Below are 26431 nucleotides of genomic sequence, written 5' to 3' on the forward strand. Positions count from 1 at the left end.
AGGAGACATCAAATGACGAAGATAAAGAGTGTATTGATTGTAGGCGGCGGAATCGGTGGGCTTACATCAGCGATTGCGCTGAGGCAGCGCGGAATCGATGCCGTTGTCGTCGAACAGAATCCTCACTGGTCAGTCTATGGAGTTGGGATCATCCAGCCGTCAAACATGCTGCGAGCACTGAAGACGCTCGGACTCGGTGATGCGTGCCTTGCCGCTGGTGTGGGATTTCATGGCTGGAAATTCTGTGATGCCAACGGCCAGGTTCTGGGTAGAGCAGCAAGCCTCAACGTGGCCGGCCCCGGTTATCCGGCGGTGAACGGGATCGGTCGTCCGGCGCTTCACAAGATATTGACCGACGCCGTTCTAGCTCAAGGCACACAAGTGCGCCTTGGTGTCACCGTTGCAGCCACAGTTGAGAAAGATCACGGAATAGAGGTCGTTCTGAGCGACGGCACATCGGGAATGTATGACCTGATGATCGGCGCAGACGGTGCGTATTCGAAGACGCGTTCACGCCTGTTTGGTGACCGCGTCAGGCCGGATTTTACCGGTGAGGCAGTGTGGCGCTACAACTTCCCGAGGCCGAAAGACCTCGATTGGGCGGCCATCTACTATGGAAAGAACAGCAAAGCCGGTCTTGTACCACTCACTGCTTCTAGCATGTACCTGTTTCTAGCCTCCCCGGAACCTGGCAATCCTCGCATGCCGGCAGAACGTCTTCACGACCTTCTGCGAGATCGATTGAGCGAATACGGCGGAATAGTGGGCAAGCTTCGCGAACAGATCACCGATCCCGCCGCAGTGGTGTATCGCCCCATGGAAGTCGTTATGTTGCCGGCTCCCTGGCACGTCGGCCGCACACTGCTGATTGGAGATGCGGCGCATTCGGGGACACCGCATCTCGCGGAGGGCGCTGCGATGGCTATTGAAGACTCTGTGGTCCTCGCTGAAATTCTCGCCGACACAGTCGATCTGGACGCCGCGCTCGCGGCCTTTGCGGAGCGACGGGAGCCTCGCACCCGTCTCGTCTACGAGACCGGTCTAAAACTGGGTGAATGGGAGCAAGCGGAGTGGGCGAGGACGCCGGTCCCGGATGCCAACCATCAGGCTCTCTTCGAACGCGCATACGCAACACTGGCGGAACCCATCTAGTCATTGGACGTTGCTTTCCGCGTTCCGTGCGACGGTCCACTTACCGTTCTCATCGAAGGATATGACATGCTCGAATATTTCCCGACTAACTATGTGTGGAATCTGTCGACCAATCTCGCGTTAACTATGGGTGCAAACATCGGCGAGGTGGATTCCATCTGCCGTCAGATTGTCGAGGCATCTACACGCGGAGACGACGCAGGCACAGAAGCGTTCTTCAACGCCTGGTGCAAACAGGCCGATCGTCTGGCCGAACTTGCAGATGAAGATCTCGCACTCGATCGTCGACTGAGCGCTGGCGCAAAGCATGGACGTGCCTCGACTTACTACCTGACCGCCGAACGCATGCAGCATCGTGACTATGCGCCGCGCAAGATCGTCTACCAAAAGATGCTCGAAAGTTTTGCAAAATTCGTCAAGCTTAGCGAGGAGAATTGTGAGCGAGTTGATATTCCCTATCAAGGCAAGACTCTCGCAGCGCTGTTCGTGAAAGCGGTTTCACAAACTGGCGCACCCGCTCCGTGTATTGCACTGTTTAACGGTCTGGATAGCACCAAAGAAATGATTTACGGATCGGGTATTCAACAAGCTCTCGCGCACCGTGGTGTGTCCAGCATCTCTGTCGACCAACCTGGTGTAGGGGAAGCGCTGCGACTGCACGGGCTCACGGCAATGGTCGAAGCCGAGGTTTGGGCAAGTGCTGTCGTGGATTACCTCGAGACCTGGCAGGATGTCGATCGTCAACAGATCGGCGTCGGCGCGTGGTCCCTCGGTGGGTATTACGCGCCACGGGCTGCGGCGATGGAGAAGCGCTTCAAGCTTTGCGTGGCATGGGGTGCAAATTTCAATTGGGGTGAACTGCAGAAACGGCGGCTCGCACGCGAGGGCGACCGTCCAGTTCCGCATTACTGGGAACATGTCCAATGGGTATGGGGCAAGAACACGCTTGAGGAGTTCATGGCGTTCGCTCCAAACGTCACGCTTGCTCCTGTTATTGACAAGATTACTGTCCCATTCCTGATTACTCATGGAGCCGGTGACCGTCAGATCCCGCTTGAGTATGCCCATCAACAGTATGACGGCGCACGCAATAGCCCCAAGCGGGAACTCAAGTTCTTCACATCCCGGGAAGGTGGCGTCGAACATTGCAGCGCGGACAATCAGGACAATCCACGCGACTACATTGCCGATTGGGTTGCGCAGACGTTTGGAGAGTTGGGGGCCAAAGGTGTCCGAACCTGAGGTTTTCCGGGTCTTGCTGCTGTGGCTGGACCTGAGCAGAGCCTTATCTTCGTGAATGTACTGAATTTAGCCTCCACTAGTCGCGCTGGAAACAGTGCTGGAAGAGGGGGCGGTATATGGCGTGAGATCCGGATTAGTTAGGTCATCAAGCCACTGTAGGCTCACGACCCGCGGTGGCCAATCAACACAATATCCCTTGCGCACAACGAGTGCGGAACAAGGCACCTGGAACCTGAGAGTATTTTTGCTAGCGCTTGCGCGGTTCAAAGTTCGCAAACCATTTAAAGGAGAGTGAAAATGCCGACATACATCGATTTATCAGTACCTCTCGAAAACAATCCATTCGCCGATCCACCGCATCAACGCGTCAACATCGAGTATCAGGCCCACGCTGAAGGCGGCAAGGATCTGATTGCATCGTTTCCCGGTCTGCAGCTCGATGATTTGCCCGAAGGGCTCGGCTGGGCGGTGGAAAAGGTTCATATCTCGACGCACAACGGAACGCACGTGGACGCACCGTGGCATTACCACCCAACCATGGACGAGGGGAAGCGGGCGATCACCGTCGATGAACTACCGCTTCACTGGTTCTTTCAGCCCGGCATCAAACTGGACTTCCGGCACTTTGAGGATGGCTACCTGGTGTCCTCGGATGACATCCGCCGCGAACTCGATCGTATCGAACATGAACTGCAGCCGCTGGAGATTGTGGCGGTGAACACCCGAGCTGGGACCTGCTACGGCACGAAGGAATATGTGAACTCCGGATGTGGCATGGGGCGAGATGCAACGCTCTTCCTCGCGAAACAGGGCGTAAAGGTAGTTGGTACGGACGGGTGGAGTTGGGACGCACCGTTCTTTCATACTGCTCGAAAATTTGCCGCGACCGGCGATGTGTCGCTGATCTGGGAGGGGCATAAGGCCGGGATGGAGGTCGGCTACTGTCAGATCGAGAAGATGCACAATCTCGAACAGTTGCCATCGAAAGGCTTTCACATCTCCTGCTTTCCTGTGAAGGTCGCAGGCGGTTCGGCCGGGTGGACCCGTGCCGTCGGGATCATCGATTAGCGATACTCGATGAAATCACCCGTGCAATGCCTCCTCTGACAAGCTCAATTTTCCAGGCAGACTTACGTATGAAACTCGCGTCGCTCATCAACGGGGAAAGGGATGGTCGCCTGATCATCGTTTCACGGGACCTTACACGGGCAGTGATCGCTCGCGCAGCAAAGACGTTGCTGGAGGCACTCGAGTCGTGGGAAAGCGTCTCAGATTCTCTCGCTACCCAAGCGCAACAGCTCGAAGATGGCATGCCCGCAAATGTGTTTCCATTTTTTCGCCAAATGACTCTTGCCCCGCTGCCCCGGGCTCCCCAGTGGCTGGATGCCTCGGCATTCAAGTGTCATAGCGAACTGGTGGCCAAGGCGTGGAATAACCGGAATAGATGGAGCGATGAGACACCGCTCATGTATCAAGGGGCGTCAGACGACTTTCTGCCGTGCTACGGACCGTCGCTGCTGCCATCGGAAGAGCACGACATGGACTTTGAGGCTGAAATTGTCGCTGTCGTCGATGATGTACCGATGGGAGTCTCCGCCGAACAGGCGTTGAATCATGTCAGGTTGATCGGAATTGCAAACGACGTTAGCTTGCGCGCGTTCGGTGCCTCGGAACAAGATTCTGGATTTGGTTTCGTGCGAGCGAAACCTTCGACGGTCTTTGGTCCGGTATTCGTTACGCCAGACGAACTTGCCGGAAACTGGTCTCGCGGGAAATTGCACGGCTCGATCACAGTTCATGTGAACGACCACTGGGTGGGTTCACCACATACCGAATACATGAGCTTTGGCTTCGGGGAACTTATTGCACATGCCGCTACATCGCGTCGGCTTTCCGTCGGCACCATTTTCGGTAGCGGAACCGTGTCCGATCCGCTTGACGATACCGGGTCCGCCACCATCCTCGAAATACGCGCGATCGAGAAGCTAAAGTATGGTGAATGCCGGACAGCGTTTCTCAGATTCGGCGACTCAATCAAGATCAATGTAGTCGACAATAGCGGAAATTCGATCTTCGGTGTGATCGAGCATCAGGTCCTGAAGGCTTGACCCGCGATTCGGCGAGAGCTTAGATGTTCGTCACTTCTCTTTGTCATTTCCTCGTTTCCTTTGCCCGCATTATCGCTGGCAAATGAAACGGCCAAACCGCCTATCCGACTGCCCAAATCTGCGCGGCTTTCTCTCACCACACTGCGCTCGGCTAGCAAAGCTGGTAGCGCGCATCGGGTCCGCGTGTGACAGTTTATTGGACGCGGATCATCGGCGGCAATGTGTAGGTTCCATTCAAGATCGAAAGATCTGGCAGGTATGCGCGTAGCGTGAGATTGAACGCACCGGCGGGTGCTGGCAGCCAGTTGCTGGTTGGCACACCTGCTGGCCGCGTGTGGCTAACGGCAAGCACGAGCGAACCGTCGTCTGCGAACTGAAAGTTTGATGCCGGATAGGATAGTGCGTAGATTTGATCGGGATTCGGATAGAAATAGGCCTGCGCCTGATTCGTACCACCATACAACGTCAATGACCAGAACGCACGCGCCGGGGGAAGTTGTCCGGCAGGAAACGCGATCTCGTAAACACTGTTGCCGTCGTAAGTCACACCCGCCGCGTTCGTTGGCCCCGTGCTGGCATAGTAGGTCGCCTCGCTGCTCGGGAGTGCCCCGAGACCACTTAACGCGACATGGGCACGCAGCGCGTAATCGGTTCCGTAGTTTCCGATTGCTGACGGGGCGACAGTCCACGCGTTCCCGGCGACACTCTTATCTGGTACCTGTTGCTTTCCCCCGCTTGACGTCAGGCTCGCCAACGCCTGCGCTGCGCCCGTGCTAATCGATGCTGCGTCTGTAGACGGTGGTTCGAAAGTTTGCGTCGGCCCCACGCCGATAACATCAAGCGCGTTCGCCAATACGTCCGCGTCCTGTGGGGCGGGCGGGTTTTTCTTTAGAAGCTGGTTCACGTACCGGAAATAAGATGTCCAGTTGGCATAGCCGGGCGGTATCTGCTTGTCCACACTATCCCACGAGGTGACGCCCACATCGGCAGACTGCGACGCCACCAGTTGATTCTGCACTGCCCATGCTGCCGGATAGTCGCTCGCGCCGCCCACGTAGGTGCGCGCCAAGGCCCAGACCGCGTTGGTCGACGAGCGGAGTACGGTGACGTCCGCGGGCACGGTGCCTTGCCAGCTCGGCCCTACCACCCAGAAGGTCTTCGCCATGCCGTTATCGACGCTCGTGCCGCGAATTGCAAAGTTGTTGGTATATGCGTCCATCAATGCGAGGGAAAAGTAACGGGTACCGCTCGAGGGTATATCGATACGAACGGGGCCTCTGTCTAATTGAAGCATTGCGTCGGAGTACAGCGTGTCATGATTTGGCTTCGTGACCGAGGTGGACGAAGAGTCGGCGAGCTGGCGGCTGTGCAAAAACGTATTTGGTGCAATGCCCTGTGCGATATAGCGTTGCCGGACCGCATAGAACTGGTATAGCGGGATCGTAAATATCGCGGCACGGCTTGCTGCATCTGCCACGGCGAGGCTCGATGCGACGGAACTGTCGATGCTTTCGCCGTTGCAGCCGACCAGGAGGGCGAAAGATACGGTGTATGCAACGCCGCGCGCTTGGCGAAGAAATCTCATCGGATGGATTGGCAGTGTTGGGTGAATGATTGGATGGGCCGAGCGTGAGATGGCACGTGCGTTGACGAGCCTCGCGAAGGAATCGGCGGTTCGGCGTAAAGAGCCTAGACGGCTTACAGCACGAAACGAACAACTTATTTGGTATTTGCAAATGCGGATAGATGAATAGCTAGCGGATGCCATGGATCGATATTTCACAGGTTTCTTTGCCATGTTTATCCTCGGTTCAAGGCCCGATCGAACCGCGTGTCCGATCGCCCAAAATGACGCGGCAACCTCTCCTCCACACTGCGCTCGGCACTGCAGTGCTGGTTCGAGCCCATTCGACCAGGCTGCTTGCCATAACCTTCCGAGTATTCACGCGCCGAATATGCTTCATTCAGATGATCAAGTTGATAAAGATGCACACTAGCTCGATCATCACTCCTGACACGAGAGCCAGCCGTTCGAGACTTGGCTCCTGATGGAGGCAAACTATGAAATTCCCCTCTCTTGGCAACAGCAGCCTCAATGCAGATGCTGACTCGCTTGCTAGCTACTAACGATTCCGAGGTGTGTCCCCAGCGGGCCAGTCGTCTAGCCTGGTGGTTTTCTAGCCCGCGGTACCGCCACGAAGTGACACAAAGCAGCGAGGAAAACGGACGCCGCGATGTTTGGAGTCAAAACACTGGAGAGCGGGATACCGGTCTAGCGTTCAGTGTTGGACTCTTTAGCTGCGTTGATGGGATGTAATCGACGCGCGTCATGAGGGAATGAACATGGTTGAAAATCGGTGGGCGACAAAATTTGATCGCTGACTCGCGGTGTAGTGTGTTGGGAAAGAATCAGCATGCCTTCGTGGTTATGAATACCAGATATATATTTTGCAGTGCTATGTAATTGGAGGGGAATTTATAATTTAACCGGTTTGGAGGAGGCGATGTTTATAAAAAAAATCAAGACTTCGATGATTGTATCGACATTGATCGTTGCCGGTATTCAGAGCACCTTCGCAACGGAAAACGGATTACAAAGCTATCCAATCGGTGTGGATACCGTGCTCGATGGCATTGTTCCCGCACCTAGTCAGACCCAGTTCTACAACTACACGGCGCTATACACCGCCGATCGCTTTGCCGGCCCCAATGGAGGAAGTGTTGTCCCGAACTTCAAGGTGAACGTCTTCGTTGATAGCGCACGTGTTCTCCATACCTGGGGTTCGATGCTCGGTCCGTTTACGCTCACCTCAGGTATCGCTGTACCCCTGATTCATGCGCAGACAACTGTTCCGGTCGGAGGCGATTCACGCTGGGGGCTTGGCGACGTCGTAGTTCACGCGATGAAGTTTGGATATTCGAATGAAAGTCATAGCCTATTCAGTATTCTCACCTTTGACTTCTCCTTACCGACCGGATCATTCTCCAACACCAAAATCGCCGCGACAGGGACGAATTATTATGCGTTCATACCGAATATGAGCGTGACCGTATTTCCGGTTAGCAATGTCGAGTTCTCGGCAACCGGCGGTTGGGAAATTAATTCACCCAATCACAAAGACGGATATCACTCAGGAAACGTCTTGTTTCTCGACTGGGTAGCTGGCTACTCGATATCGCCGCAGCTACAGCTCGGCGTTCAAGGCTACGCATTGCGGCAGATCACAGATGACACACTCAATGGCAATGTCGTCGAGGATGGTTTCCGCGGACGTGTCTTTGCAATTGGACCGCAGATCCGTTTCAACATCACCCCGACTTCAGGTGTCGTGTTCAAGTGGCAGCATGAGTTCGCCGCCCGGAATCGTCCGCAGGGCGATCGACTCTGGATAGAGCTGACGTTCCCACTGAAGAGTTAAGAGGCGTCTCGCGTTGACAACCGCCAGCATGCGAGATGTACAACGCGATGACTGGAAGTCTCCCTTCTCGCCTCCGTACTACGAATCATTTCGTATGCGGAATTATCTTGCCAGATTCGGAGGCGAAGAGGCCCGCGACGCGTGTGGCGTGTGATGTGTACACGATGTGGCATATCGAGGCCACACACGAACGCTTTGGGTTCTTGCCAATCCATCATCCACGTAGAGGCCGTATTGCCGCCGCTAGTGAAAACGGATTGGGGCTAGGAGGTGCGGTCACATAAGCTTCGGCTGCACGAGTCAAGACCTGTGTGAAACTATGACTATGCGAAAACTGCGCCGTCGACCTCCAGTTCGGCTCCACTGATGTAGCTCGCAGCATCCGATGCGAGGAAAGCAACCGCGTCTGCGATCTCGTCGGGCCGTGCAACTCGTCCGAACGGAATCATTGCCACGATCGCCGACTGGTCAGCGTCAGGAAGCCCGCGGAACATGGCCGTATCAGTTGGACCGGGCATAACCGCGTTCACTCGAATATTCAACGATGCGAGCTCGAGTGCCGCATTTTTTGACATACCTCGAACGGCCCACTTGGACGCAGCATAGGCGAATTGATTGGGTATGCCGCGCGTCGCGAGACAGGAGCTGATGTTCACAATCGCACCTTGCCGGTTGCTCCTGAATGCATCGACTACCGCTTTCATGCCCAGGAACGTGCCCAGTTGATTGACACGGAATAGCGCCTCCATCGAAGCGACCGTCGTATCCGTCATGGCGCCGTGCCGATGAATTCCCGCGGCGTTGACTAGAACATCCAGCTTCCCGAATCTGTTCAGGGTTCGCTCCACGACCTCGCTCCAGTCCTGTTCCTGCGAGACGTCATGTTTGAGGAAAATGGCCTGCTCGCCCAGCGACGCCGGCAACTCGACTGATTGCACGAGATCGGTAAGCACCACCGACGCTCCGCTGGCTACAAATTGCTGTGCTATCGAGAATCCGATACCTCCATTCGCGCCCGTCACAATGGCTACCTTTCCTTCGAGAGAGGTAGGATTCGCACGATTCCTTTCAAAACCCGTTTGCATAGCTTGATGTCTCCTGTCTGATAAATGAGCGCGCCGATCGTGGACGATTTGCGGGGCGTCTGGGGGCATATCCCGAGGAATCTTGGCCGTCAAGATATGCGGGATGATCTATACTATACGAGTGGTAAGTATAGAATGGAAGCCTTTTTAACATGCGGGAGGGAATGCATCTTCCGGTCAGAGCATGAAGTGCTTCGCCTTACCTTCTATCGATGTATGACCTTTGATTCGCACGTCCGCTCGCTTACATGCAGGTCGCTCGACGTACTCGAAGACGATGGTGGAGATCTGATCGGGGGCGTGCTGAGTGTCGTTAAAGCTGTGCGATAGGTCGGTCACGAAGAAATCGGGGACGAATTGATCCTTGAGTGTTGTGCGCATTGTGAGTCGCCCTCACACTGGGGTCAGATTCCGCTGCCGGCACGGGCTCTCATGATCTATCGCGATGATCGAACACGTCAGTGCTTGATATACTGTACGATAGTAAAATATAGTGACGAAGAACGAAGAGGAGACATTCGATGAAATCGTTGACAGGAAAAATCGCACTAGTGACCGGTGGCGCGCGCGGAATCGGTGCGAGCGTCGCACAACGTCTTGCCAGAGACGGCGCGCACGTCACGGTTACTTACCCAGGTGCGTTCGATGGGCCCGATAACGTGCTCCGTGCGATTTCCGACGCAGGAAGCAAGGCGTGGGCAATCGAAGCCGACAGCGCGGTGCCAGAAGCCGTAATCGCCGCAGTCGACCAGGTGGCTCGAGACAGGGGAGGCCTCGATATTCTCGTGAACAATGCCGGGATCATTATCGTCTCGCGTATCGAGGAATTTTCGACAGAAGATTTCGAGCGCATGCTGGCAATCAACGTCAGAGGTGTGTTCATGGCTTCGCGATCCGCGGCGCGACATATGAAAGACGGTGGCCGAATCATCACGATCGGAAGTTGCAATGGCGACAGAATGCCGTTTGAAGGGGGAAGCGTGTACGCGATGACGAAAGCGGCCGTAGCGGGATTCACCCGAGGTATGGCGCGCGACCTGGGGGCGAGAGGGATTACCGTCAATAATGTGCAACCGGGCCCGACAAATACAGATCTGAATCCTTCAGACGGTCCCTATGCGTCAACATTCAAGCAAATGCTAGCGTTACCGCGGTTCGCACATGTGGACGAGATTGCAGGAATGGTTGCCTACCTGGCGAGTCCTGAGGCCGCGTTTGTTACAGGTGCCAGTCTGACGATAGATGGGGGATTTAACGCGTAGGAAAGCGAGATGATCCGGGCTCGGTGTCAAAGAGATGGTTTCGTTGCGGCGACCAGTCGTGGTGACGAGAGCACAATTTTGAAGAAGATAATTCAAGGAGATCGAAATGAATGACGGTTTTGCCGCTGTGGTTCGCCTGAAAATCAAATCCGAGAAACTTGACAGGATCAAGGCATTGCTCGCTGAGGCCGGGCATGCGATGAGCGCAGAGAAGGAGTTTGTTCACGCGTGGGTGCACGAGTCGAAGGATGATCCGACGTTGCTGATCATTTATGAAGCATGGTCTTGTGACATCGACTACTTCATGAAGAACCTGTTTACCAAGTCATACCGAAAGACGTACGAGGATGAACTTTCGAGCGCCCTGCAGGAGGAGCGGAGCATCGAGGTCCTAAACTACGTTCAGAGCTATCCGCAGCGTCGGGAAAGCTAACCGGGCATCTGCGCGGGTCCTTGATGGGAGGGCCTGCGTGTAACCAAGGCAGCAAATCACGAAAGGTGAGCCCAGTCTGTGTCGCCGCACCTGGTGCATCGTCCAGTGCGCACATAGTGACGGCGCGATGGAAAGCTTGCCGCGAAAAGGTCCCCTAAATACGGTAGAGCCTCAACGCTCGCAACGCAGTATGCCTTGCGAGCGCGAACCGCTAATCCGACTTCCCCAGAATCGATATCTGACTAGCCGCGTGACAAAGCGGTTTTCCGTTCGTCGACCGGCTCTTCCCTCTCGACATAGGCGTAGAGGGTTCTGAAATATCTTTCTGCTTCATCGGCTTGCACCCTCTTTCCGCCGCAATCCACAGTTTCCCCCGCCCGACGAAATACTTCACTTCCGCTAGTAAATTTTACGATCGTTAAGTATACTGGCCTGATAGTTATGTCGAGGTGTCGGTCAGTTTCAACGGCATTGTCGAAAGGCATGGAGGGGGTGACTCGCGGTGTGAGTCGTACCTATTAAGTAGAAATGTGGTGCTCAGCGGCGCCGCAACGTATGAATCGATCTGGAGGAGAAATGATTGAAGAACGCGACCTCGTCGTAACGATGAGGGATGGAACCCGCCTTGCCGTTGACGTTTACCGCCCGGATAGCGCTGGCCGATACCCTGTTCTCTATGCCTCGGCACTACACAATAAGGACCTGCAGGGACCGGACATTGCCGATGTTCTACCACCCCAGCCAGCCCATGCACCGCTATGGTTTGGTCCCATCGAAGCTGGCGACTCTCGCCGCTTTGTCGCGAATGGCTACGTGCATGTGATTGCCCAACCGCGTGGTTCGGGCAAGTCGGAAGGGCACTACGGTGAGGAGCAGAGCGATCATTACGACATGATCGAGTGGATAACCCAGCAGCCGTGGGCAGATGGCAACGTGGGGATGGTCGGAATATCCGGTTTCGCTGGTGAACAGTGGCGGGCTGCCGCGCAGGGGCACCCGGCGCTTAAAGCGATTTTCCCCTATGACGCGTGCAGCGCTTACGGCGGCATGTTCGGATTTCGCGATTTCAATCCTGGTGGCGTGGTGCACACGTTTCCGTACCTGCTCGACGTGTTCAGCACGGTGCATGAGCCGCGTGGCGTGCCTGGCACGTTGCCGCCAGAGCAAGAGGAGTTCTGGCAGTCGGCAATGGGAAACCCCGACTATAAGATGTACATCAACCTGTACAACATCCTGACTCAGAAGGGGCAGCGAACCCGGGTGATGTACCACATCATGACCAACCCGTGGGAACCTGAAGGCACCGTGCAACGTGCTGAGGAAGCCTTCAAACAGATCAGGATTCCGTTTTACACCGGCTCGGGTGCTTATGCTTACACATACAAGCTGCACTGGCTTGGCGCGCAACATTATTTTCAGAACGTCAAGCAGCCGCGCAAGCTTCTCTTCACCGGTCCAGCGCACCTTGAGCGACCGTTCCATCAGTACCACGACGAAATTTTGCGTTGGTACGACTATTGGTTAAAAGGTATCGATACCGGAATCATGGACGAGCCACCGGTTCGTTACTGGACGATGGGGGCGAACGAATGGAGAACCGGCACCGACTGGCCGTTACCGGAGACGCAATGGGTCAAGTATCACCTTGCAGGATGGGAGCGGCTAACTACGGAGGAGCCCCGTGATGCCAGCGAGACTAGCAATGCGGCACGCGCTCCCGATGTCTATACACAGATGCCACTGACGAAGACAACTCGCGTTGAGCGCCTGCGCTACATGACCGAACCTTTGTCGCAGGATGTGCTGGTGGCGGGACCGATCTCACTGACGCTTTACGCGGAAATCGATCAGAGTGACACCAACTGGATCGTAATACTGAAGGACGTAGGTCCGGACGTATCGGTCGTTACTGCGCGGGTCGGCGAACGTAACGTGCCGGTTACGTTGCCTGAGCGCGAACTCACTCGAGGCTGGCTGAAGGCCTCGTATCGGGCAATCGATCCTGGTCGCTCCAAACCTTGGGAGCCGTTTTACAAGCTCACAAAAGATTCAATTGAGCCGGTTACGCCTGGAGAGGTTGTCAAATACGAAATTCAGGTGTTGGCGACGGCGAACCAGTTCAAGGCGGGGCACAGGATTTGCCTCGAAATCTGCAGTCTGGATGTGCCCACCGGTACTGGGGCGATGACCGACGTTGAGTACATTCCGTATCACGTGTGTAGCAGTACGACTGTCACACACAAGATTTATCGCGATGCGGATCGTCCATCACATTTGCTGTTGCCCATCGTTCCCTTGACGATGCAATCTTCCTGATTACATACCGCCTGGTACCGTTCGATTCCGGGATAGGTTCGAACGGAGAAACCTGGCAAAGTGAGCACAACAGATGAAAAGCATCAGATTCGAACGTGACGGCAGCGTCGGCACGATAGTGCTGGCCAATCCGCCTTACAACAGGCTCGATGTGCGCTTCGCGCACTGGCTAGAAGAGGCCGTCCACGAAGCCAGCGAAAGCGATATCCGTGTGCTGGTCGTGCGTGCTGAAGGACCGAACTTCAGTCTAGGTGGAGAAGTCCGCGAATGGCCGGGAAAGGATGCGAACTGGTTCCGTACTTTTGTCAGCAAGATCAACAGTTCGTACCGGTCGATCGAGGCGTTGCGCGTTCCGACGGTGGCGGTGGTGCAGGGTGGGGCGTTCGGGGGCGGCTTCGAGCTTGCGTTGAGTTGTGATTTCATCGTCACTGCTCCCGACACGGTTTTTCGCTGTGTCGAGGTTACGACCGGGATGCTTCCCCTCGCCGGCGCCTTGCAGCGACTAGCCGAGCGGGTCGGCCGCGGTCGCGCATCGCGCTTCGCCATGTTGGGCGAGCCGATACTGGGCGTGCAAGCGGCTGAACTGGGAATCGCAACCCATGTGGCCGAGCCGGGTTCGCTTGAGCACGTGGCAGACGAACTGGTCAGGCAGCTCGCGAGCGGCCCTACGCTTTCGTACGCAACCACCCGCACGCTGCTCAAGGCCTGGTCGAGTGGAGGCGTTGCGGCAGCCGACGCGGTTATGCTGGATGTCTGCATTGGCCTATACGACAGCGAGGACGCTACCCGTGGCTTTCGCAGTACCGCTGCGGCGTTTGAAGCGGACGAAGTACCGCCAGATATGATCTTCTTCGGCCGCTGACGCGCAGATACGGCGACTATGTATGCAATTCGCGATCGCAGACTGTGATTGAACCGAGGCACTTTTTCCGGTGACGTGAAATGCGCAGCGTAGTTGGGTTGGGCGAGCAGTCGGCCGGAGGGTATTCAGGCGAATTTGAATCGGGCGATTCGAAGTCCGTTGGCAGGAGATGATCCGATGAAAGTGTCACAAGGTTCGCCTGCGCTGATCAGGCCGTGCGACGGTGTTTCGTACGTCCGAGGCTCCACGGACATTCCACTTAGTGAAGCCACTATTGGGCAGTTTCTCCGGGATACTGTGCAGCGCGTTCCCGACCGTCCTGCCGTTGTGTTTCGCGAGCAGGGCATCCGCTGGACATGGAGAGCATTCGACGAAGAAGTAGATCGACTCGCTTGCGGATTGGCATCGATCGGTATAGCGAGAGGTGATCGCGTCGGCATCTGGTCTCCCAATCGGGCCGAATGGCTGCTAACGCAGTTTGCGACGGCGCGAATCGGCGCTGTACTGGTCAACATCAATCCTGCATATCGGCTGGCCGAGGTTGAGTACTCGCTGAACAAGGTTGCGTGCAAAGCGCTCGTAACCGCCGAGCAATTTAAATCATCGAACTACCTGGCGATGCTTCTCGAGCTCGCCCCGGAGCTCGCTGTTCAAGATGCTGGTCATCTTGAGATTGCGCGCTTACCGGAGCTGCGCGTTATTGTCAGCATGGGAGAGCCGAATCTACGTGGTGTTCTGGCATTTGCCGATCTCATGGAAACCGGCCGGATTGCGCTCGAAGGTGGGGCGAGTCGCGCAATCGGTGCCGAGCTGTCAGCGTCCGACAAGATCAACGTTCAGTTTACGAGTGGTACGACGGGTAGCCCCAAAGGCGCCACGCTGACCCACCGGAATGTTGTTAACAATGCACGTTTCATCGCGATGGCGATGAACCTTTCCGACGCAGATGCGCTTTGCATTCCGGTACCGCTCTATCACTGCTTCGGAATGGTATTGGCTGTACTCGCATGCGTATCTGTCGGGGCAAATATGGTCTTTCCGGGAGAGGCATTCGACCCCGGCGCAACGCTTGCAGCAGTTGCCGAAGAGCGGTGCACGGCACTACATGGTGTGCCAACGATGTTCATTGCCGAACTCGAACATCCACAGTTCGCGTCTTTCGATCTGAGCTGTCTCCGCACTGGCATTATGGCAGGCTCTCCGTGCCCAATCGAGACGATGAAGCAGGTCGTGGCAAGGATGCATCTTCAGGAGATTACGATTGCCTACGGGATGACTGAAACCAGCCCGATCTCATTCCAGAGTGCAACCACCGACCCGCTGGATAAGCGCACTACAACGGTGGGACGAATTCAACCTCATCTTGAGGTCAAAATTGTCGACGAGTTCGGCACTACTGTACCGATCGGTGCGACCGGTGAACTGTGCACGAAGGGTTACTCGGTCATGCAGGGCTATTGGGAGGACGACAAGCGGACTCGGGAGAGCATTGTGGATGGTTGGATGCATACGGGCGATCTCGCAACGCTGGACGCTGATGGCTATTGCAATATCGTAGGCCGACTCAAGGACATGCTGATTCGAGGAGGAGAGAATATCTATCCTCGCGAGATCGAAGAGTTCCTGTTCCGACATCCAAAGATTCAAAATGTGCAGGTATTTGGTGTACCCGACGAGAAGACAGGGGAGGAGGTTTGCGCGTGGATCGTGCTTCGGCAAGGGGAGGGGGCAACTGAGGACGAGATACGAGACTTTTGCCGGGGTCAGATTGCACACTACAAAGTGCCTAAGTACGTTCGGTTTGTGAGCGAACTGCCGATGACGGTCACAGGTAAAGTTCAGAAATTCGTGATGCGCGAGCAGATGATCGAATTCTTGAAGCTTGCCGATCAGAGAACTGCATGACGATGCTCAGCGTCCCCGTCAGGTGACGCTAATATCGATTGGGCCGCGCGCCGTGACCTTGCGATGAGCTGAAGGTGGAGCTCGCCGCCTGATTGGGCGTAGATGGTCACGTCTCCCAAGGGGACATTCCCCAGAACGTAGGTAGTCCCAAACCAAACCAAACCTGCCGTGCCGACCGTTCGTTCGCAAACGAGCAATCAATCGTACATCAACCATTTGCCATGTAAAGTGTACGGGCGTAAAGTATACTGAGAAACTCGATTTGGACCGAAGCGCGGGCCGGAGAGAATTTGAACAGTCCGCCCATGTCCTGTCTGATGACGGAGAGACGATGTGATCGAAAGGAGCGTTTCGATGAATCAATCAGTGAATCGGCAGGTGTGGCTCTGTTCTCGTCCAAACGGTATTCCGCGTGCAAATGACTTTGCCGTGCGGGAGGTCGGCATTCCCAAGATTGAGCAGGGGGAGTTTCTGGTGCGCAACCGCTTTTTGTCCGTTGATCCCGCAATGCGCGGTTGGATCGCGGACAAGAACAATTACTGGCCTCGTATCGAAGTGGGTGACACGATGCGTGCTTTCGCCGCTGGCGAGGTGGTCGAGTCGAAAAATCCCGAATATGAGGTCGGCGAGCAGGTCATGGGCATCTTCGGGTGGCAAGACTATGCGGCCGCCAAACAATCACAGGTGATGCGCAAGGTTCGGGAGCGTGATCTACCGATGTCACTTACGCTGGGTGTTTTGGGCCTCAACGGCATGACGGCCTACTTTGGCATGCTCGACGTGCTTCGCCCGACGGAGGGGGAGACCGTTGTGGTATCGACGGCTGCGGGTGGCGTTGGTTCAGCAGCCGGACAAATCGCAAAACTTCGCGGTTGTCGCGTGGTGGGCGTGACAGGTGGTCCTGAGAAGGCACGCCAATGCCTTGACGACTTTGGCTACGATGCCGTAATTGACTATAAATCTACTAAAAATATTGAAGCAGCATTGGCCGAACACTGCCCTAACGGCATCGACGCCTACTTCGACAACACTTCCGGCGCGACGCTGGACGCGGTGCTGCGTCTTATCAACGTGCATGCTCGCATTGCGATCTGCGGTACGGCCTCATTTGCCAGTTGGGATCCGTGGAACGAGGGGCCACGGCCGGAGCGGCATCTGTTAGTCAAGCGTGCGACGCTGCAGGGATTTCTCACCACCGACTTCGCGCCACGTTACGAAGAGGCAGCTACTGCTCTCGCGGGCTGGATTCGTTCTGGGCAGTTGAAATATCGTGAGGATCTCCACGAAGGTATCGAATATGCCCCAGGTTCAATCGAGAAGCTTTATGCAGGCGAGAACAAGGGTAAGTTGATCATTCGTCTATAGATGCGTCAACCCGGCGATATTCCACGGGTATGAAGAGGGCGTCCTGTCGCGGCTATAGCGCGGGCGTCCAGCCTGAGAGAGGTGGAAATTGAACAAGGTAATTATCAGCTGCGCAGTTACGGGCTCGATTCATACTCCTTCCATGAGTCCCCATCTGCCCATCACGCCTGATCAGATTGCAGATCAAGGCATTGAGGCGACGGAAGCTGGTGCCGCGATACTTCATCTCCACGCAAGAGATCCAGAGTCGGGCAGGCCAACCCCTGACCCGGCCGTCTTCATGCAGTTTCTTCCGCGCATCCGCGAGAGGACCGACGCGATTATTAATATTACGACCGGCGGCGGTCAAGGCATGTCTCTGGACGACAGACTTGCGGCGGCACTGGTGACTTCACCTGAACTCGCATCGTTAAACATGGGGTCGATGAATTTTGGTCTCTTTCCGGCGCTCGGTCGCTACAAGAAGTTCCAGTACGCGTGGGAGCCGGCCTATCTGGAGGGATCGCGAGACTGGATTTTTCGCAACACGTTCAGCGATATCGAGTCGATTCTTGAGAGACTGGGGAAGGGCCATGGGACGAAATTTGAGTTCGAATGCTACGACACCGGACATCTTTATACGTTGGCTCACTTTCTCGACAGAAAGCTGGTGACGCCGCCGCTATTTGTGCAGTCGATCTTTGGAGTGCTGGGTGGGCAGGGTGCAGACACCGAGAACCTGATTCATACCAAGCAGCTGGCAGAAAAGCTCTTCGGGAATGACTACCGCTGGTCGGTTATGGCAACAGGCCGGCATCAGTTGCCGTTCACGACTATGGCCGCGCTGAACGGAGGCAACGTCCGGGTGGGGCTCGAGGATTCACTCTATGCGGGAAAGGGGCGCCTCGCGACATCCAATGCCGAGCAGGTTCGAATCCTTCGTAGCGTATTGGAATTGCTTTCGCTCGAGATCGCTACACCTGCCGAAGCGCGAGAAATCTTGTCCCTGAAAGGAAGCGGCAACGTTGCGTTCTAACGGTCGCCGGGCCGCGCGTTGAGGAAGGTGCATTAAAGGGATCGATTTCAGAACATATGCCAATGAGATCGGGCGCGGGTTAGCCTGGAACAACGCATTGCCTTGCAAGGTTCTGGGGCAGCGGAGGGTGTACTCGCTGCGATTGACCATGTGAGAGGAGCATCAGATGAACGTGCAAGCAACTCAGCCACAACAACTCGGAGATGGAATGTTCGCTCGGATGGAATCCCTAGTTAAGGCTGAGTCTATGGCATACGTCATGTTCGAGCGTCGGGATGTCGAGAAGATGACGCAGTTTCTCACTGACTTTGGTCTCATCCTGCTCACCGCAATTGATGGTGTGTGCTATTTCCGTGGACACGGAACTGTGCCATGGCTTGTCTCGATAGCACCGTCGACAGAAGATCGGTTTGTCGGGTTTGGTCTGACTGTCGCAACAGAGGCAGATTTACATGTACTCGCGTCCGCGACTGGCGTCGCGGTTGAGCTCGCAGATGGTCCGGCAGGTGGCAAGCGAGTGCGGCTCACGGATCCTGAAGGTTTGGTGGTTGATGCTCTGTACGGTGCGAAACCTCTCCCCCCGTTGCCGACACGCAGAGAAAAAATCCAGGTGAATACACCATTGGGTGACGCTCGAATTAACAGCGGAGTAAGACCGCCACTTGAGCCATCAGCCATTTTTCGCTTTGGACACGTCGTACTCCAACGGCCGGACTTCATGCGTTCTGCCCGTTGGTATATGCGGCATTTCGGCTTCATTCCATCGGACATCCAGACTTTAGAGAATGGTCAGCCAGTGTTGGGATTCTTTCGGTTGAACCGAGGTGCAGTGCCTTCCGATCATCACAGTATTGCAATCCTCGGTGCAGCGCCGGCGTCTATGCTGCACGTCTCTTTTCAAACCTTTGATCTTGATTCCGTCGGGCAGGGGCATCAGTATTTGCGCGCGAGAGGATGGACGCCGTTTTGGGGGATTGGTCGCCACAGGCTTGGAAGCCAGATCTTTGATTATTGGAAGGATCCGGTCGGAAACGAGTGGGAACATTACGCAGACGGCGATGTATTCGACGCGGAACAGCCGACCGGATACCAGACGTTAGCTCGCGGAACCCTGTGGACATGGGGAGATGATCTTCCTGATTCGATGCGACCAGATCTCAAGTTTGATGACATTCCGAAAATTCATGCGGCCGGTGGATTCGGGGATGTTCCGCTGGATCAGATCACAGAATTTATGAAAGCGATGCTGGTCAAACCACGCCCCTGGCTGAAGTGATTCCTGTTGAGAAGTCGATTACCTATCCAAGGAGAACGATGTGTCGTTATTGGTTACCAGATATCTTCTCGATGGTCGTGTGAATTGGGGAGTGGTGGCAGGAACGCCGCCTTCATCGCCTGACGACCTCGTTGAGATCAGACCTTTGAATGTTGATGCTCAATCCACTGCGGAATTGATCGAAACAATTGAGAGCAAGAAAGCCACCGCTCAACAGTCTTCGACGATCAAGATTTCAGCCAACCAGATGTTGAGCCCAATTACAGGTGATTCGACAATCATCTGTCAGGGCTTGAACTATTCTGATCACGCGGCGGAAGCCCAGCACCACGCACGCAAGCAGAACCTCTTTTTTGCCAAGGCAAGTTCTTCGATAACGGGCGCTTTCAGTGCGATTAAACGTCCAGGCGAAGTAAATCTGCTGGACTACGAGGTCGAGTTTGGCATTGTTCTTCGCCGTGGAATTGATCGGCAAGTCACTGTGACTGAGGCCGAACTGGGCTCTTACGTTGCCGGTGTCGTTCTTGCTAACGACGTTTCCGCGCGTGATGTCATGTTCGGCGCATCGTTTCTGCAGTGGTTTCAGGGAAAGAGCTACCGCACGTTTTGCCCACTTGGACCTGTGCTGTGCTTGATGGAGAGGGAGGAGGTTGCCGAGGTCCTGGCTAATCTTGAAATCAAACTATGGGTTAACGGTGAGCTTAGACAGTCGGCTACGTCATCACAATTGATCTTTGGCCCGGCTGAGACGATTACCCATGTTTCCGGGGTATTGGATCTGAAGCAAGGTGACGTCATCTTGACGGGCACTCCTGGTGGAGTGACGGCCGCGGCGACGCCGAAACTTATCGAAATACTGAAAACGCATCTTCTTGCAGATTCGGTCAGGCGTGAGGAATTGACAGCGGAGATGGTCAAGGGGAGGCCATTTTTGAAACCCGGGGACGTGATTAAAGCCACGCTTCGAGACGTGTCAACAGGGCGAGCACTTGGCGGCATGGAAAATGCGGTTGTGGCGGACGAGAGTTAGCGTTGACGCTCGACCCATATGGGTCTGATACCAAACCGACAATGCGTTTTGAGCCCAATCCGCGTACATCCGAGATGACAAACAACATCACATTGAAGCAGGTGGACGACGTCGCGATTGTCACGATGAACAATGGCGGTCATGCCAACACTGTTGACATGGCATTCTGTGAGGGAATGCTGGGTGCCTTAAACGAGATTGAAGAGTCCTCACGTTACCGGGCGATGATCCTGCGAGGCACCGGGAGTGTATTTTCGGCTGGTGGCGATCTTTCACAGATCCGGGCGGGACTGAACCAGCCCGGCCGGTATCTGGAGCTGCTTATCGACGCATTTCATTCGACGATTCTCGCACTGCGTCGTTTGCGCATCCCCGTCATCGCGAGCGTACATGGCGCTGCAGCGGGAGGTGGGTTTTCGTTGGCGATGGCGTGCGACATTGTTGTCGCGTCGAGTAAGGCACGATTCGTTGTCGGGTACTCGAAGCTCGGTACTTCAAGCGATGGGGGACTTTCCTTCCAGTTGGCACGTCGCTTAGGGGTGGCGAGGGCGTTAGATCTCTTTCTGCTCAAGGACGCGCTGAACGCAGAGGAGGCGGGTTCCCTGGGACTTATTCAACGCATTGTTGATCCGTTGCTACTCGAAGAGACAACTCTTGATCTAGCTCGAAAGATTGCGAGCTATTCCCCGGACGCCGTCGGGGAGATCAAATCGCTTGTGGCATTGCCTGCGGACGACGAGTTGGAGAAGCATCTTGAGCGCGAAAAACAAGCCTTTCTACGGTGTGCCTCTACGGCCGAATTCCAACGACGCGTCGCCGAGTTCGTCGAGCGATCCACCACAGGGCCGGCGCGAACGTCGGCATGATGGTAGAGGTATGTCGACACGATACCGCGCATAGCGAAATGCAGGGAATTTGTATCGAGCGACGATGAACTTAAGGAGTGGGTCATGCGTGCAGTCTTTCAAATAGCGGCAGGCGAACCGGTCGACGTGTTGGCGGTGAGAAACACAGTGTCTCCGACTGCTCCCGGCCCAGGAGAGGTTCTCGTGCGAGTGGTGTTGGCTCCTGTTCATCACGGGGATCTCTTCGTAACGCGCTCAGCGCAATGGGGTAGTGGAGCGGACGGAGAGCCAGAGTTGATTCCTCGGGGCTCGGAGGCGGTCGGTGTCATAGAAGCAATTGGTCGAGGCACGTCGGCGCATGATGGATTGAAGGTTGGAGCGCGCGTTGCGGTGTTCCCTGGCCCAGGCATCTGGCGAGAGAGAATAGTTGTTCCTGCGGCATCGGTCATCGTGGTTCCTTCAAGTCTTCCGGACGACGTTGCGAGCATGGTACTTGTCAACGGCATTACGGCGCGGATGATTCTGCGTCGGACACAACAACAACTCGTCGAAACCGGGGAGGGTATTGTCATTCAGAGCGCTGCTGGCGCCTTAGTTGCGCAATTGCTCGCAACTCTCCTGCGAGAGAGCGACATTCCTGTCATTAACCTGGTTCGACGAAGTGCGAGTACTGCATTGTTGAGTAAGCAGTTCCCAGACATTCCGGTTGTCGCAACCGACGTCGAGCACTGGCAACAGCAAGTTCATCGGTATGCCGATGGGCGATCGGTCGCCGTGGCGGTTGATTGTGTGGGAGGCCCGTTCGCAGGTGCGTTGGCTCTTCTACTCAAGGACGGCGGGGCGATAGTTACGTACGGCGGTCTGGCCGGAGGTCCTATAGATTTGACCAGTCTGCAGATTACGTCTCGAGAACTTGGCCTGAAGGGCGTTTCAATCGGACGTTGGTTCAGCAACACGCCTCCCGAGTTACAGCGGAAGGATGTCGAAGCAGCAGTGGATCTGGCAGTGAAGCACTCGGATCTTTACAGCGTCGCCGCAGAGTATCCGCTTGAACGAATTTCGGAGGCAGTGGTCCACGTTGAGCGCCCTGGTAAGTCTGGGGCCGTGTTGCTTCGCATCAACGATAGATAAATTCAAGGCGAGCACTTCGGCCCAAGGCGCGGACCGATTTTGACGATGGCAAGGCGACGGCATTCCAGTTTGGGATGGCACCGATATGGGCCGGAAACTCGAATCAAGCGATCTGATGTTCGACCGTCAGCGACTAGCTGGTCTGTCGGGGCCGGCCGGAACGGTCATCAAATTTCGCAAATAACTCTGCGACCCAGTCGACGAAAACTCTCAATTTGGTTTGCAGATGACGATTGGACGGGTAAAGCACATGAAGCGGATGACGTGGTCGGTGCCAGTCGCTCAACACCTGCACCAGCGCACCGCTATCGAGATGCGGTCGTACCAGGGCGCTGAATGTCTGGGAGATCCCCAACCCGGTCAACAATCCTGTCAAATGCGCTGTGCTTTCGTTCACTGCAACCATTGTGCGTCCAGTCGTCTCGAACGACTCGTTACCTCGTTGAAATTGTAGCGGGAATGCCTTACCTGTCAGTGATGAAAAGTAGCTGAGCAGATGATGTCGTTCGTTCAGTTCCGCAGGATGCGCAGGTACTCCGTTGGTCGCGAGATACGACGAGCTTGCACAGGTCACGTAATCGAACTCTGCGATGCGCTTCGCTATAAACGAGGTATCGGCCAGTACACCTCCTCGGATGACACAGTCCACCCCTTCTCCAATCAGATCCACTGGGCGATCGCTCACTCCTAGATCTAGTCGGATATCGGGGAAAGACGCGCGGAACTCAGGTAACGCTGGGATAAGAATCAGGTTGGCCAGGGACGATCCGATATCTACACGTAGACGCCCCGTGGGTTGGGCTCGCGCGCCTGTGACCAACGAGTCCATGTCCTCCAGATCCGCGATGAGCCGTATCGCACGCTCAAAATACGTCGCCCCCTCGGGAGTGACGGTTACCCGACGCGTCGTGCGTTGCAGCAGTCTGACCTTTAGATGTCGTTCGAGATCCTGGATCAATTTGGTTGCGGTTGGGCGGGGAATATTCATCGAATCGGCAGCCCTGGAGAATGTGCCGGCTTCTGCAATTCGTACGAAAACGCGCAGGGCGAAAAGTTGATCCATTCGAAGACTCCATGTTCAAGATACGTCATTTTCTACGCAATGATTCTGATCTGCCTGATTTCTACGGGCCATCTCAGTCTTAGAGAATGACCTCTATGATCTACCTCACTGAACGTCAAAACACTCGATCGCTTCTGCTCATCTATCCAACCGCTGCGCGTTAGCCGCTACTACACTGTTCGGATATCGCAGCATATGTATTCGTCTCAGACACGTTTATCCCCACCTATCTGCCGACTAGACTGGGTGTTGGCACCGTCAACAGCTCCTGGCACCATCCCGGCGGTGCTCCCGGCAATCAAACGTGAGAGGACGCAATCATGAACAAGCTCGTTGGCAAAGTAGGAGTCGTAACCGGCGCATCGAAGGGAATTGGCGCTGCTATTGCCGTAGCTCTCGCTAAAGAGGGGGCGTCTGTCGTCGTCAACTATGTGTCCAGCAAGGCAGGAGCCGATGCTGTCGTCGAGAAGATTACCGCCGCGGGCGGCAAGGCGATTGCCGTGCGCGGAGACGTGTCGAAGGCCGCGGACGCACAAGGCATCATTGATGCGGCGATCAACACTTACGGCCACCTCGACATCCTCGTCAACAACTCGGGCATCTACGAGATGTTGCCACTTGAGGAGATCACGGAAGAACACTTTCACAAGCATTTCAATATCAACGTGTTGGGTCTGCTGCTCGCGACCCAGGCTGCAGCAAAGCATCTCGGCGAGAATGCCAGTATCGTCAATATCGGGTCGGTCGCAAGTAGCGTCACGCTGCCGGGCAGCGCCGTGTACACGGCCACGAAGGGTGCGGTGGATGCGATCACGGGTGTGCTCGCGCGCGAACTCGGACCGAAGAAGATTCGCGTCAACTCGGTGAACCCTGGCATGGTTGTTACCGAAGGCACGCGCAGCGGCGGCTTCATCGGCTCTGACATGGAAACGTGGATCCTCGGACAGACCCCGCTCGGCCGCCTCGGTCAACCTGAAGACATCGCTGCAGTCGCAGTTTTCCTCGCGTCGGATGACGCGCGTTGGCTCACGGGAGAACACCTTCTCACAGGTGGTGGGTTGCGCTAAGGTGGGTTCGTTCCTGGCCGCTCGTCGACGTCGCAGGTCCGCTTGAAAAGAAGCGAGGATAACCATCGGCGGTTCTCAATTCGATCGGCCCGACGCTCGGACCGATTCGACATCTGCCTACACCAGGGACGGACGATTCCCTGCTGTCAGGCAGTCCGTGTTCGAAACGCCTCGTTTTCCGCACTATTATCCACAGATGGAAATTCATAAATCGCTTTCCTGATATTTATTCACAGATCAATAGGAAGTACCGTTGCTGCTCTAGGTCCCCCATCGCCGAAAATGCCCGCGTGTTCATAGCGGGCGGGAGAAGGGGCGAACTCGATGCGACGGCACGGACCAATCGCAGCGGTGCAGCGCTTAGGTTTGAGACGCAACATTGCAACTATCTCGAGGAGCGTTTCTTGGTTGCCGTCGAGTTATCAATAAGCTGTCTACGCTTCTGCATGGAAACTCGCTGGCAAAGAGATTGATGAATTGCATGGGCACGTGCCACGAGAGAATCAGATGCAACGAGACTCGATCTTTGGATGCAAAGAATGAAGAATAGCTATCTCACGCAGGTACCAAATTCGCGCCGGAGAGTGCTGCAGGGCATCGTCGGAGCGGCAGCAACGCTAGGTGTGGGCCTTAGCGGCCTCGCTCAGACGCGGTCCACACCAATGGCCCGAGCCAATGTGACTTCTCTTACGCTTCCGCCCGCGTCGGATGCGATAGAGTCGTTTTCCGTTCACGTACCTCAATCTTTGCTGGACGACTTGAAGCAGCGACTGGAAACCACACGATGGCCCGATCGGGAAACGGTTCAGGACTGGTCTCAAGGCGTACCGTTAGAGCGAATGAAGTCCGTGGTGGAGTATTGGCGCACGAGCTATGACTGGAGATCTGTCGAGAAAACTCTCAACAGCTTTGCGCAATTCCGAACCCTCATTGACGGCTTGGGGATTCATTTCCTTCATGTGCGTTCCCCCCATCCTGATGCGTTGCCCATTGTCTTAACCCACGGCTGGCCAGGTTCCGTGATCGAGTTTCTGAAGGTCATTCGGCCGCTTACCGATCCAACTTCCCACGGTGGCAGTGCGAAGGATGCCTTCCACGTTGTCGTGCCCTCGTTGCCTGGATTCGGTTTCTCAGATAAACCTACTACGTCCGGATGGAACATTCCACGCATCGCTCAGGCCTGGGCCCAGTTGATGAAGAAGCTCGGTTATGCCCGTTGGGTGGCGCAGGGAGGTGATTTTGGCGCGGGGGTCACAACGGCGCTTGGCCACCTTCGACCACAAGGCCTGGCAGCTATTCACCTCAATTGGCAATTTGTTTTTCCGGAGAAAATTCCTGATTCGGGACTGACACCGGATGAGGCGCGCGCCGTTGCTCAGGCGAACGCGTTCCTGTCTAAGGGATATGGGTACTTCCTGGAGCAGAGTACGCGGCCGCAGACTGTGGGGTATGGCTTGGCTGACTCTCCCGCTGGCCAGGCTGCGTGGATCTATGAAAAGTTCCAGGCGTGGACAGACAGCAACGGTGATCCCGAAACTGTTCTCAGTCGAAGTCAGATTCTCGATGACATTTCTCTGTATTGGTTGACGGATACCTCGGCATCCTCAGCGCGTATCTACTGGGAAAATTTTCCGGCCAGTTTCGCCGGCGGGCGCATCGACCTGCCAGTTGCTGCCACCGCCTTTCCCAAGGAAATCTATCAGGCGCCGCGAAGCTGGGCCGAACGTGATTATCCTGATCTCATCTACTGGCATGAAGCGGAGCGGGGTGGACACTTTGCCGCGTTCGAGCAACCGGAGATTTTTGTGCGTGAGTTGAGGGCCGCTTTCCGTACGCTACGGGTATAGATATCTGT

21 protein-coding genes are annotated in these 26431 nt (G+C 55.6%); 18 read left to right on the forward strand and 3 right to left on the reverse strand.

The annotated features are described in order from the left end of the window. Positions 1 to 12 precede the first annotated feature (12 nt). The 4 genes from M0D65_RS19235 (at position 13) to M0D65_RS19250 (ending at position 4502) form a co-directional block, all read left to right on the forward strand. Positions 13 to 1152, forward strand: coding sequence for an FAD-dependent monooxygenase (locus M0D65_RS19235; protein WP_266254100.1), 1140 nt, complete (start codon positions 13 to 15; stop codon positions 1150 to 1152). A gap of 66 nt (positions 1153 to 1218) precedes the next feature. Beyond that, the gene (locus tag M0D65_RS19240) at positions 1219 to 2394 is read left to right on the forward strand and encodes a S9 family peptidase (protein ID WP_266254101.1); all 1176 of its coding nucleotides are present in this window, start codon (positions 1219 to 1221) and stop codon (positions 2392 to 2394) included. Positions 2395 to 2691: 297 nt separating this feature from the next. Beyond that, positions 2692 to 3462, forward strand: coding sequence for a cyclase family protein (locus M0D65_RS19245; RefSeq protein WP_266254102.1), 771 nt, complete (start codon positions 2692 to 2694; stop codon positions 3460 to 3462). A 68-nt stretch (positions 3463 to 3530) separates the two neighbouring features. After that, positions 3531 to 4502 carry a fumarylacetoacetate hydrolase family protein gene (locus tag M0D65_RS19250; protein WP_266254103.1) on the forward strand — a complete coding sequence of 324 codons (972 nt, stop codon included), beginning with the start codon at positions 3531 to 3533 and terminating at the stop codon, positions 4500 to 4502. Positions 4503 to 4695: 193 nt separating this feature from the next. Here M0D65_RS19250 and M0D65_RS19255 read toward each other — a convergent pair whose 3' ends face one another. Further along, positions 4696 to 6300 (reverse strand): DUF1254 domain-containing protein, encoded by a 1605-nt coding sequence (locus M0D65_RS19255; protein ID WP_266254104.1) that lies wholly within the window; start codon positions 6298 to 6300, stop codon positions 4696 to 4698. A gap of 706 nt (positions 6301 to 7006) precedes the next feature. On the opposite strand from M0D65_RS19255, the gene M0D65_RS19260 reads away from it, so the two are divergent. Next, the gene (locus M0D65_RS19260) at positions 7007 to 7921 is read left to right on the forward strand and encodes a transporter (protein WP_266254105.1); all 915 of its coding nucleotides are present in this window, start codon (positions 7007 to 7009) and stop codon (positions 7919 to 7921) included. A 323-nt stretch (positions 7922 to 8244) separates the two neighbouring features. Here M0D65_RS19260 and M0D65_RS19265 read toward each other — a convergent pair whose 3' ends face one another. Further along, complete coding sequence (locus tag M0D65_RS19265) at positions 8245 to 9006, reverse strand: SDR family NAD(P)-dependent oxidoreductase (RefSeq protein ID WP_266254106.1); 762 nt, start codon at positions 9004 to 9006, stop codon at positions 8245 to 8247. Between the two features lie 521 nt (positions 9007 to 9527). Here M0D65_RS19265 and M0D65_RS19270 point away from each other — a divergent pair. The 11 genes from M0D65_RS19270 (at position 9528) to M0D65_RS19320 (ending at position 22446) form a co-directional block, all read left to right on the forward strand. Then, on the forward strand, positions 9528 to 10268 hold the full coding sequence (locus M0D65_RS19270) for an SDR family oxidoreductase (RefSeq protein WP_266254107.1): 741 nt from the start codon (positions 9528 to 9530) through the stop codon (positions 10266 to 10268). A 106-nt stretch (positions 10269 to 10374) separates the two neighbouring features. After that, positions 10375 to 10701 (forward strand): putative quinol monooxygenase, encoded by a 327-nt coding sequence (locus tag M0D65_RS19275; protein WP_266254108.1) that lies wholly within the window; start codon positions 10375 to 10377, stop codon positions 10699 to 10701. A 576-nt stretch (positions 10702 to 11277) separates the two neighbouring features. Further along, positions 11278 to 13017 carry a CocE/NonD family hydrolase gene (locus M0D65_RS19280; protein ID WP_266254109.1) on the forward strand — a complete coding sequence of 580 codons (1740 nt, stop codon included), beginning with the start codon at positions 11278 to 11280 and terminating at the stop codon, positions 13015 to 13017. A 73-nt stretch (positions 13018 to 13090) separates the two neighbouring features. Beyond that, on the forward strand, positions 13091 to 13879 hold the full coding sequence (locus M0D65_RS19285; RefSeq protein WP_266254110.1) for an enoyl-CoA hydratase/isomerase family protein: 789 nt from the start codon (positions 13091 to 13093) through the stop codon (positions 13877 to 13879). A gap of 177 nt (positions 13880 to 14056) precedes the next feature. Beyond that, complete coding sequence (locus M0D65_RS19290) at positions 14057 to 15784, forward strand: AMP-binding protein (RefSeq protein ID WP_266254111.1); 1728 nt, start codon at positions 14057 to 14059, stop codon at positions 15782 to 15784. A gap of 354 nt (positions 15785 to 16138) precedes the next feature. Beyond that, positions 16139 to 17149, forward strand: coding sequence for an NADP-dependent oxidoreductase (locus M0D65_RS19295; RefSeq protein ID WP_266254112.1), 1011 nt, complete (start codon positions 16139 to 16141; stop codon positions 17147 to 17149). 88 nt (positions 17150 to 17237) lie between these two features. After that, complete coding sequence (locus tag M0D65_RS19300) at positions 17238 to 18164, forward strand: 3-keto-5-aminohexanoate cleavage protein (protein ID WP_266254113.1); 927 nt, start codon at positions 17238 to 17240, stop codon at positions 18162 to 18164. A 166-nt stretch (positions 18165 to 18330) separates the two neighbouring features. Continuing rightward, positions 18331 to 19440 (forward strand): VOC family protein, encoded by a 1110-nt coding sequence (locus tag M0D65_RS19305; RefSeq protein ID WP_266254114.1) that lies wholly within the window; start codon positions 18331 to 18333, stop codon positions 19438 to 19440. 40 nt (positions 19441 to 19480) lie between these two features. Beyond that, the gene (locus M0D65_RS19310; RefSeq protein WP_266254115.1) at positions 19481 to 20470 is read left to right on the forward strand and encodes a fumarylacetoacetate hydrolase family protein; all 990 of its coding nucleotides are present in this window, start codon (positions 19481 to 19483) and stop codon (positions 20468 to 20470) included. 2 nt (positions 20471 to 20472) lie between these two features. Continuing rightward, positions 20473 to 21336 (forward strand): enoyl-CoA hydratase/isomerase family protein, encoded by an 864-nt coding sequence (locus M0D65_RS19315; protein ID WP_266254116.1) that lies wholly within the window; start codon positions 20473 to 20475, stop codon positions 21334 to 21336. A gap of 84 nt (positions 21337 to 21420) precedes the next feature. Beyond that, positions 21421 to 22446, forward strand: a complete 1026-nt coding sequence (locus M0D65_RS19320) for a zinc-binding dehydrogenase (protein WP_266254117.1) — start codon at positions 21421 to 21423, stop codon at positions 22444 to 22446. A 133-nt stretch (positions 22447 to 22579) separates the two neighbouring features. Here M0D65_RS19320 and M0D65_RS19325 read toward each other — a convergent pair whose 3' ends face one another. Next, positions 22580 to 23509 carry a LysR family transcriptional regulator gene (locus M0D65_RS19325; RefSeq protein WP_266254118.1) on the reverse strand — a complete coding sequence of 310 codons (930 nt, stop codon included), beginning with the start codon at positions 23507 to 23509 and terminating at the stop codon, positions 22580 to 22582. Between the two features lie 320 nt (positions 23510 to 23829). On the opposite strand from M0D65_RS19325, the gene M0D65_RS19330 reads away from it, so the two are divergent. After that, positions 23830 to 24576: an SDR family NAD(P)-dependent oxidoreductase gene (locus M0D65_RS19330; protein ID WP_266254119.1), complete on the forward strand. Its 747-nt coding sequence runs from the start codon at positions 23830 to 23832 to the stop codon at positions 24574 to 24576. Between the two features lie 539 nt (positions 24577 to 25115). Then, on the forward strand, positions 25116 to 26423 hold the full coding sequence (locus M0D65_RS19335; RefSeq protein WP_266254120.1) for an epoxide hydrolase family protein: 1308 nt from the start codon (positions 25116 to 25118) through the stop codon (positions 26421 to 26423). Positions 26424 to 26431: the final 8 nt, after the last annotated feature.

The sequence above is a fragment of the Paraburkholderia sp. CHISQ3 genome (genome assembly GCF_030464945.1).
GTDB lineage: Bacteria > Pseudomonadota > Gammaproteobacteria > Burkholderiales > Burkholderiaceae > Paraburkholderia > Paraburkholderia megapolitana.

Bases quoted from the DNA above. Each gene is read 5' to 3' on its own strand.
- M0D65_RS19285 (WP_266254110.1), top strand. From the start codon at position 13,091: ATGAAAAGCATCAGATTCGAACGTGACGGCAGCGTCGGCACGATAGTG.
- M0D65_RS19290 (WP_266254111.1), top strand. From the start codon at position 14,057: ATGAAAGTGTCACAAGGTTCGCCTGCGCTGATCAGGCCGTGCGACGGT.
- M0D65_RS19270 (WP_266254107.1), top strand. From the start codon at position 9,528: ATGAAATCGTTGACAGGAAAAATCGCACTAGTGACCGGTGGCGCGCGC.
- M0D65_RS19330 (WP_266254119.1), top strand. From the start codon at position 23,830: ATGAACAAGCTCGTTGGCAAAGTAGGAGTCGTAACCGGCGCATCGAAG.
- M0D65_RS19305 (WP_266254114.1), top strand. From the start codon at position 18,331: ATGAACGTGCAAGCAACTCAGCCACAACAACTCGGAGATGGAATGTTC.
- M0D65_RS19245 (WP_266254102.1), top strand. From the start codon at position 2,692: ATGCCGACATACATCGATTTATCAGTACCTCTCGAAAACAATCCATTC.
- M0D65_RS19335 (WP_266254120.1), top strand. From the start codon at position 25,116: ATGAAGAATAGCTATCTCACGCAGGTACCAAATTCGCGCCGGAGAGTG.
- M0D65_RS19255 (WP_266254104.1), bottom strand. From the start codon at position 6,300: ATGGCAAAGAAACCTGTGAAATATCGATCCATGGCATCCGCTAGCTAT.
- M0D65_RS19275 (WP_266254108.1), top strand. From the start codon at position 10,375: ATGAATGACGGTTTTGCCGCTGTGGTTCGCCTGAAAATCAAATCCGAG.
- M0D65_RS19260 (WP_266254105.1), top strand. From the start codon at position 7,007: ATGTTTATAAAAAAAATCAAGACTTCGATGATTGTATCGACATTGATC.
- M0D65_RS19295 (WP_266254112.1), top strand. From the start codon at position 16,139: ATGAATCAATCAGTGAATCGGCAGGTGTGGCTCTGTTCTCGTCCAAAC.
- M0D65_RS19320 (WP_266254117.1), top strand. From the start codon at position 21,421: ATGCGTGCAGTCTTTCAAATAGCGGCAGGCGAACCGGTCGACGTGTTG.
- M0D65_RS19280 (WP_266254109.1), top strand. From the start codon at position 11,278: ATGATTGAAGAACGCGACCTCGTCGTAACGATGAGGGATGGAACCCGC.
- M0D65_RS19325 (WP_266254118.1), bottom strand. From the start codon at position 23,509: ATGGATCAACTTTTCGCCCTGCGCGTTTTCGTACGAATTGCAGAAGCC.
- M0D65_RS19250 (WP_266254103.1), top strand. From the start codon at position 3,531: ATGAAACTCGCGTCGCTCATCAACGGGGAAAGGGATGGTCGCCTGATC.
- M0D65_RS19265 (WP_266254106.1), bottom strand. From the start codon at position 9,006: ATGCAAACGGGTTTTGAAAGGAATCGTGCGAATCCTACCTCTCTCGAA.
- M0D65_RS19235 (WP_266254100.1), top strand. From the start codon at position 13: ATGACGAAGATAAAGAGTGTATTGATTGTAGGCGGCGGAATCGGTGGG.
- M0D65_RS19240 (WP_266254101.1), top strand. From the start codon at position 1,219: ATGCTCGAATATTTCCCGACTAACTATGTGTGGAATCTGTCGACCAAT.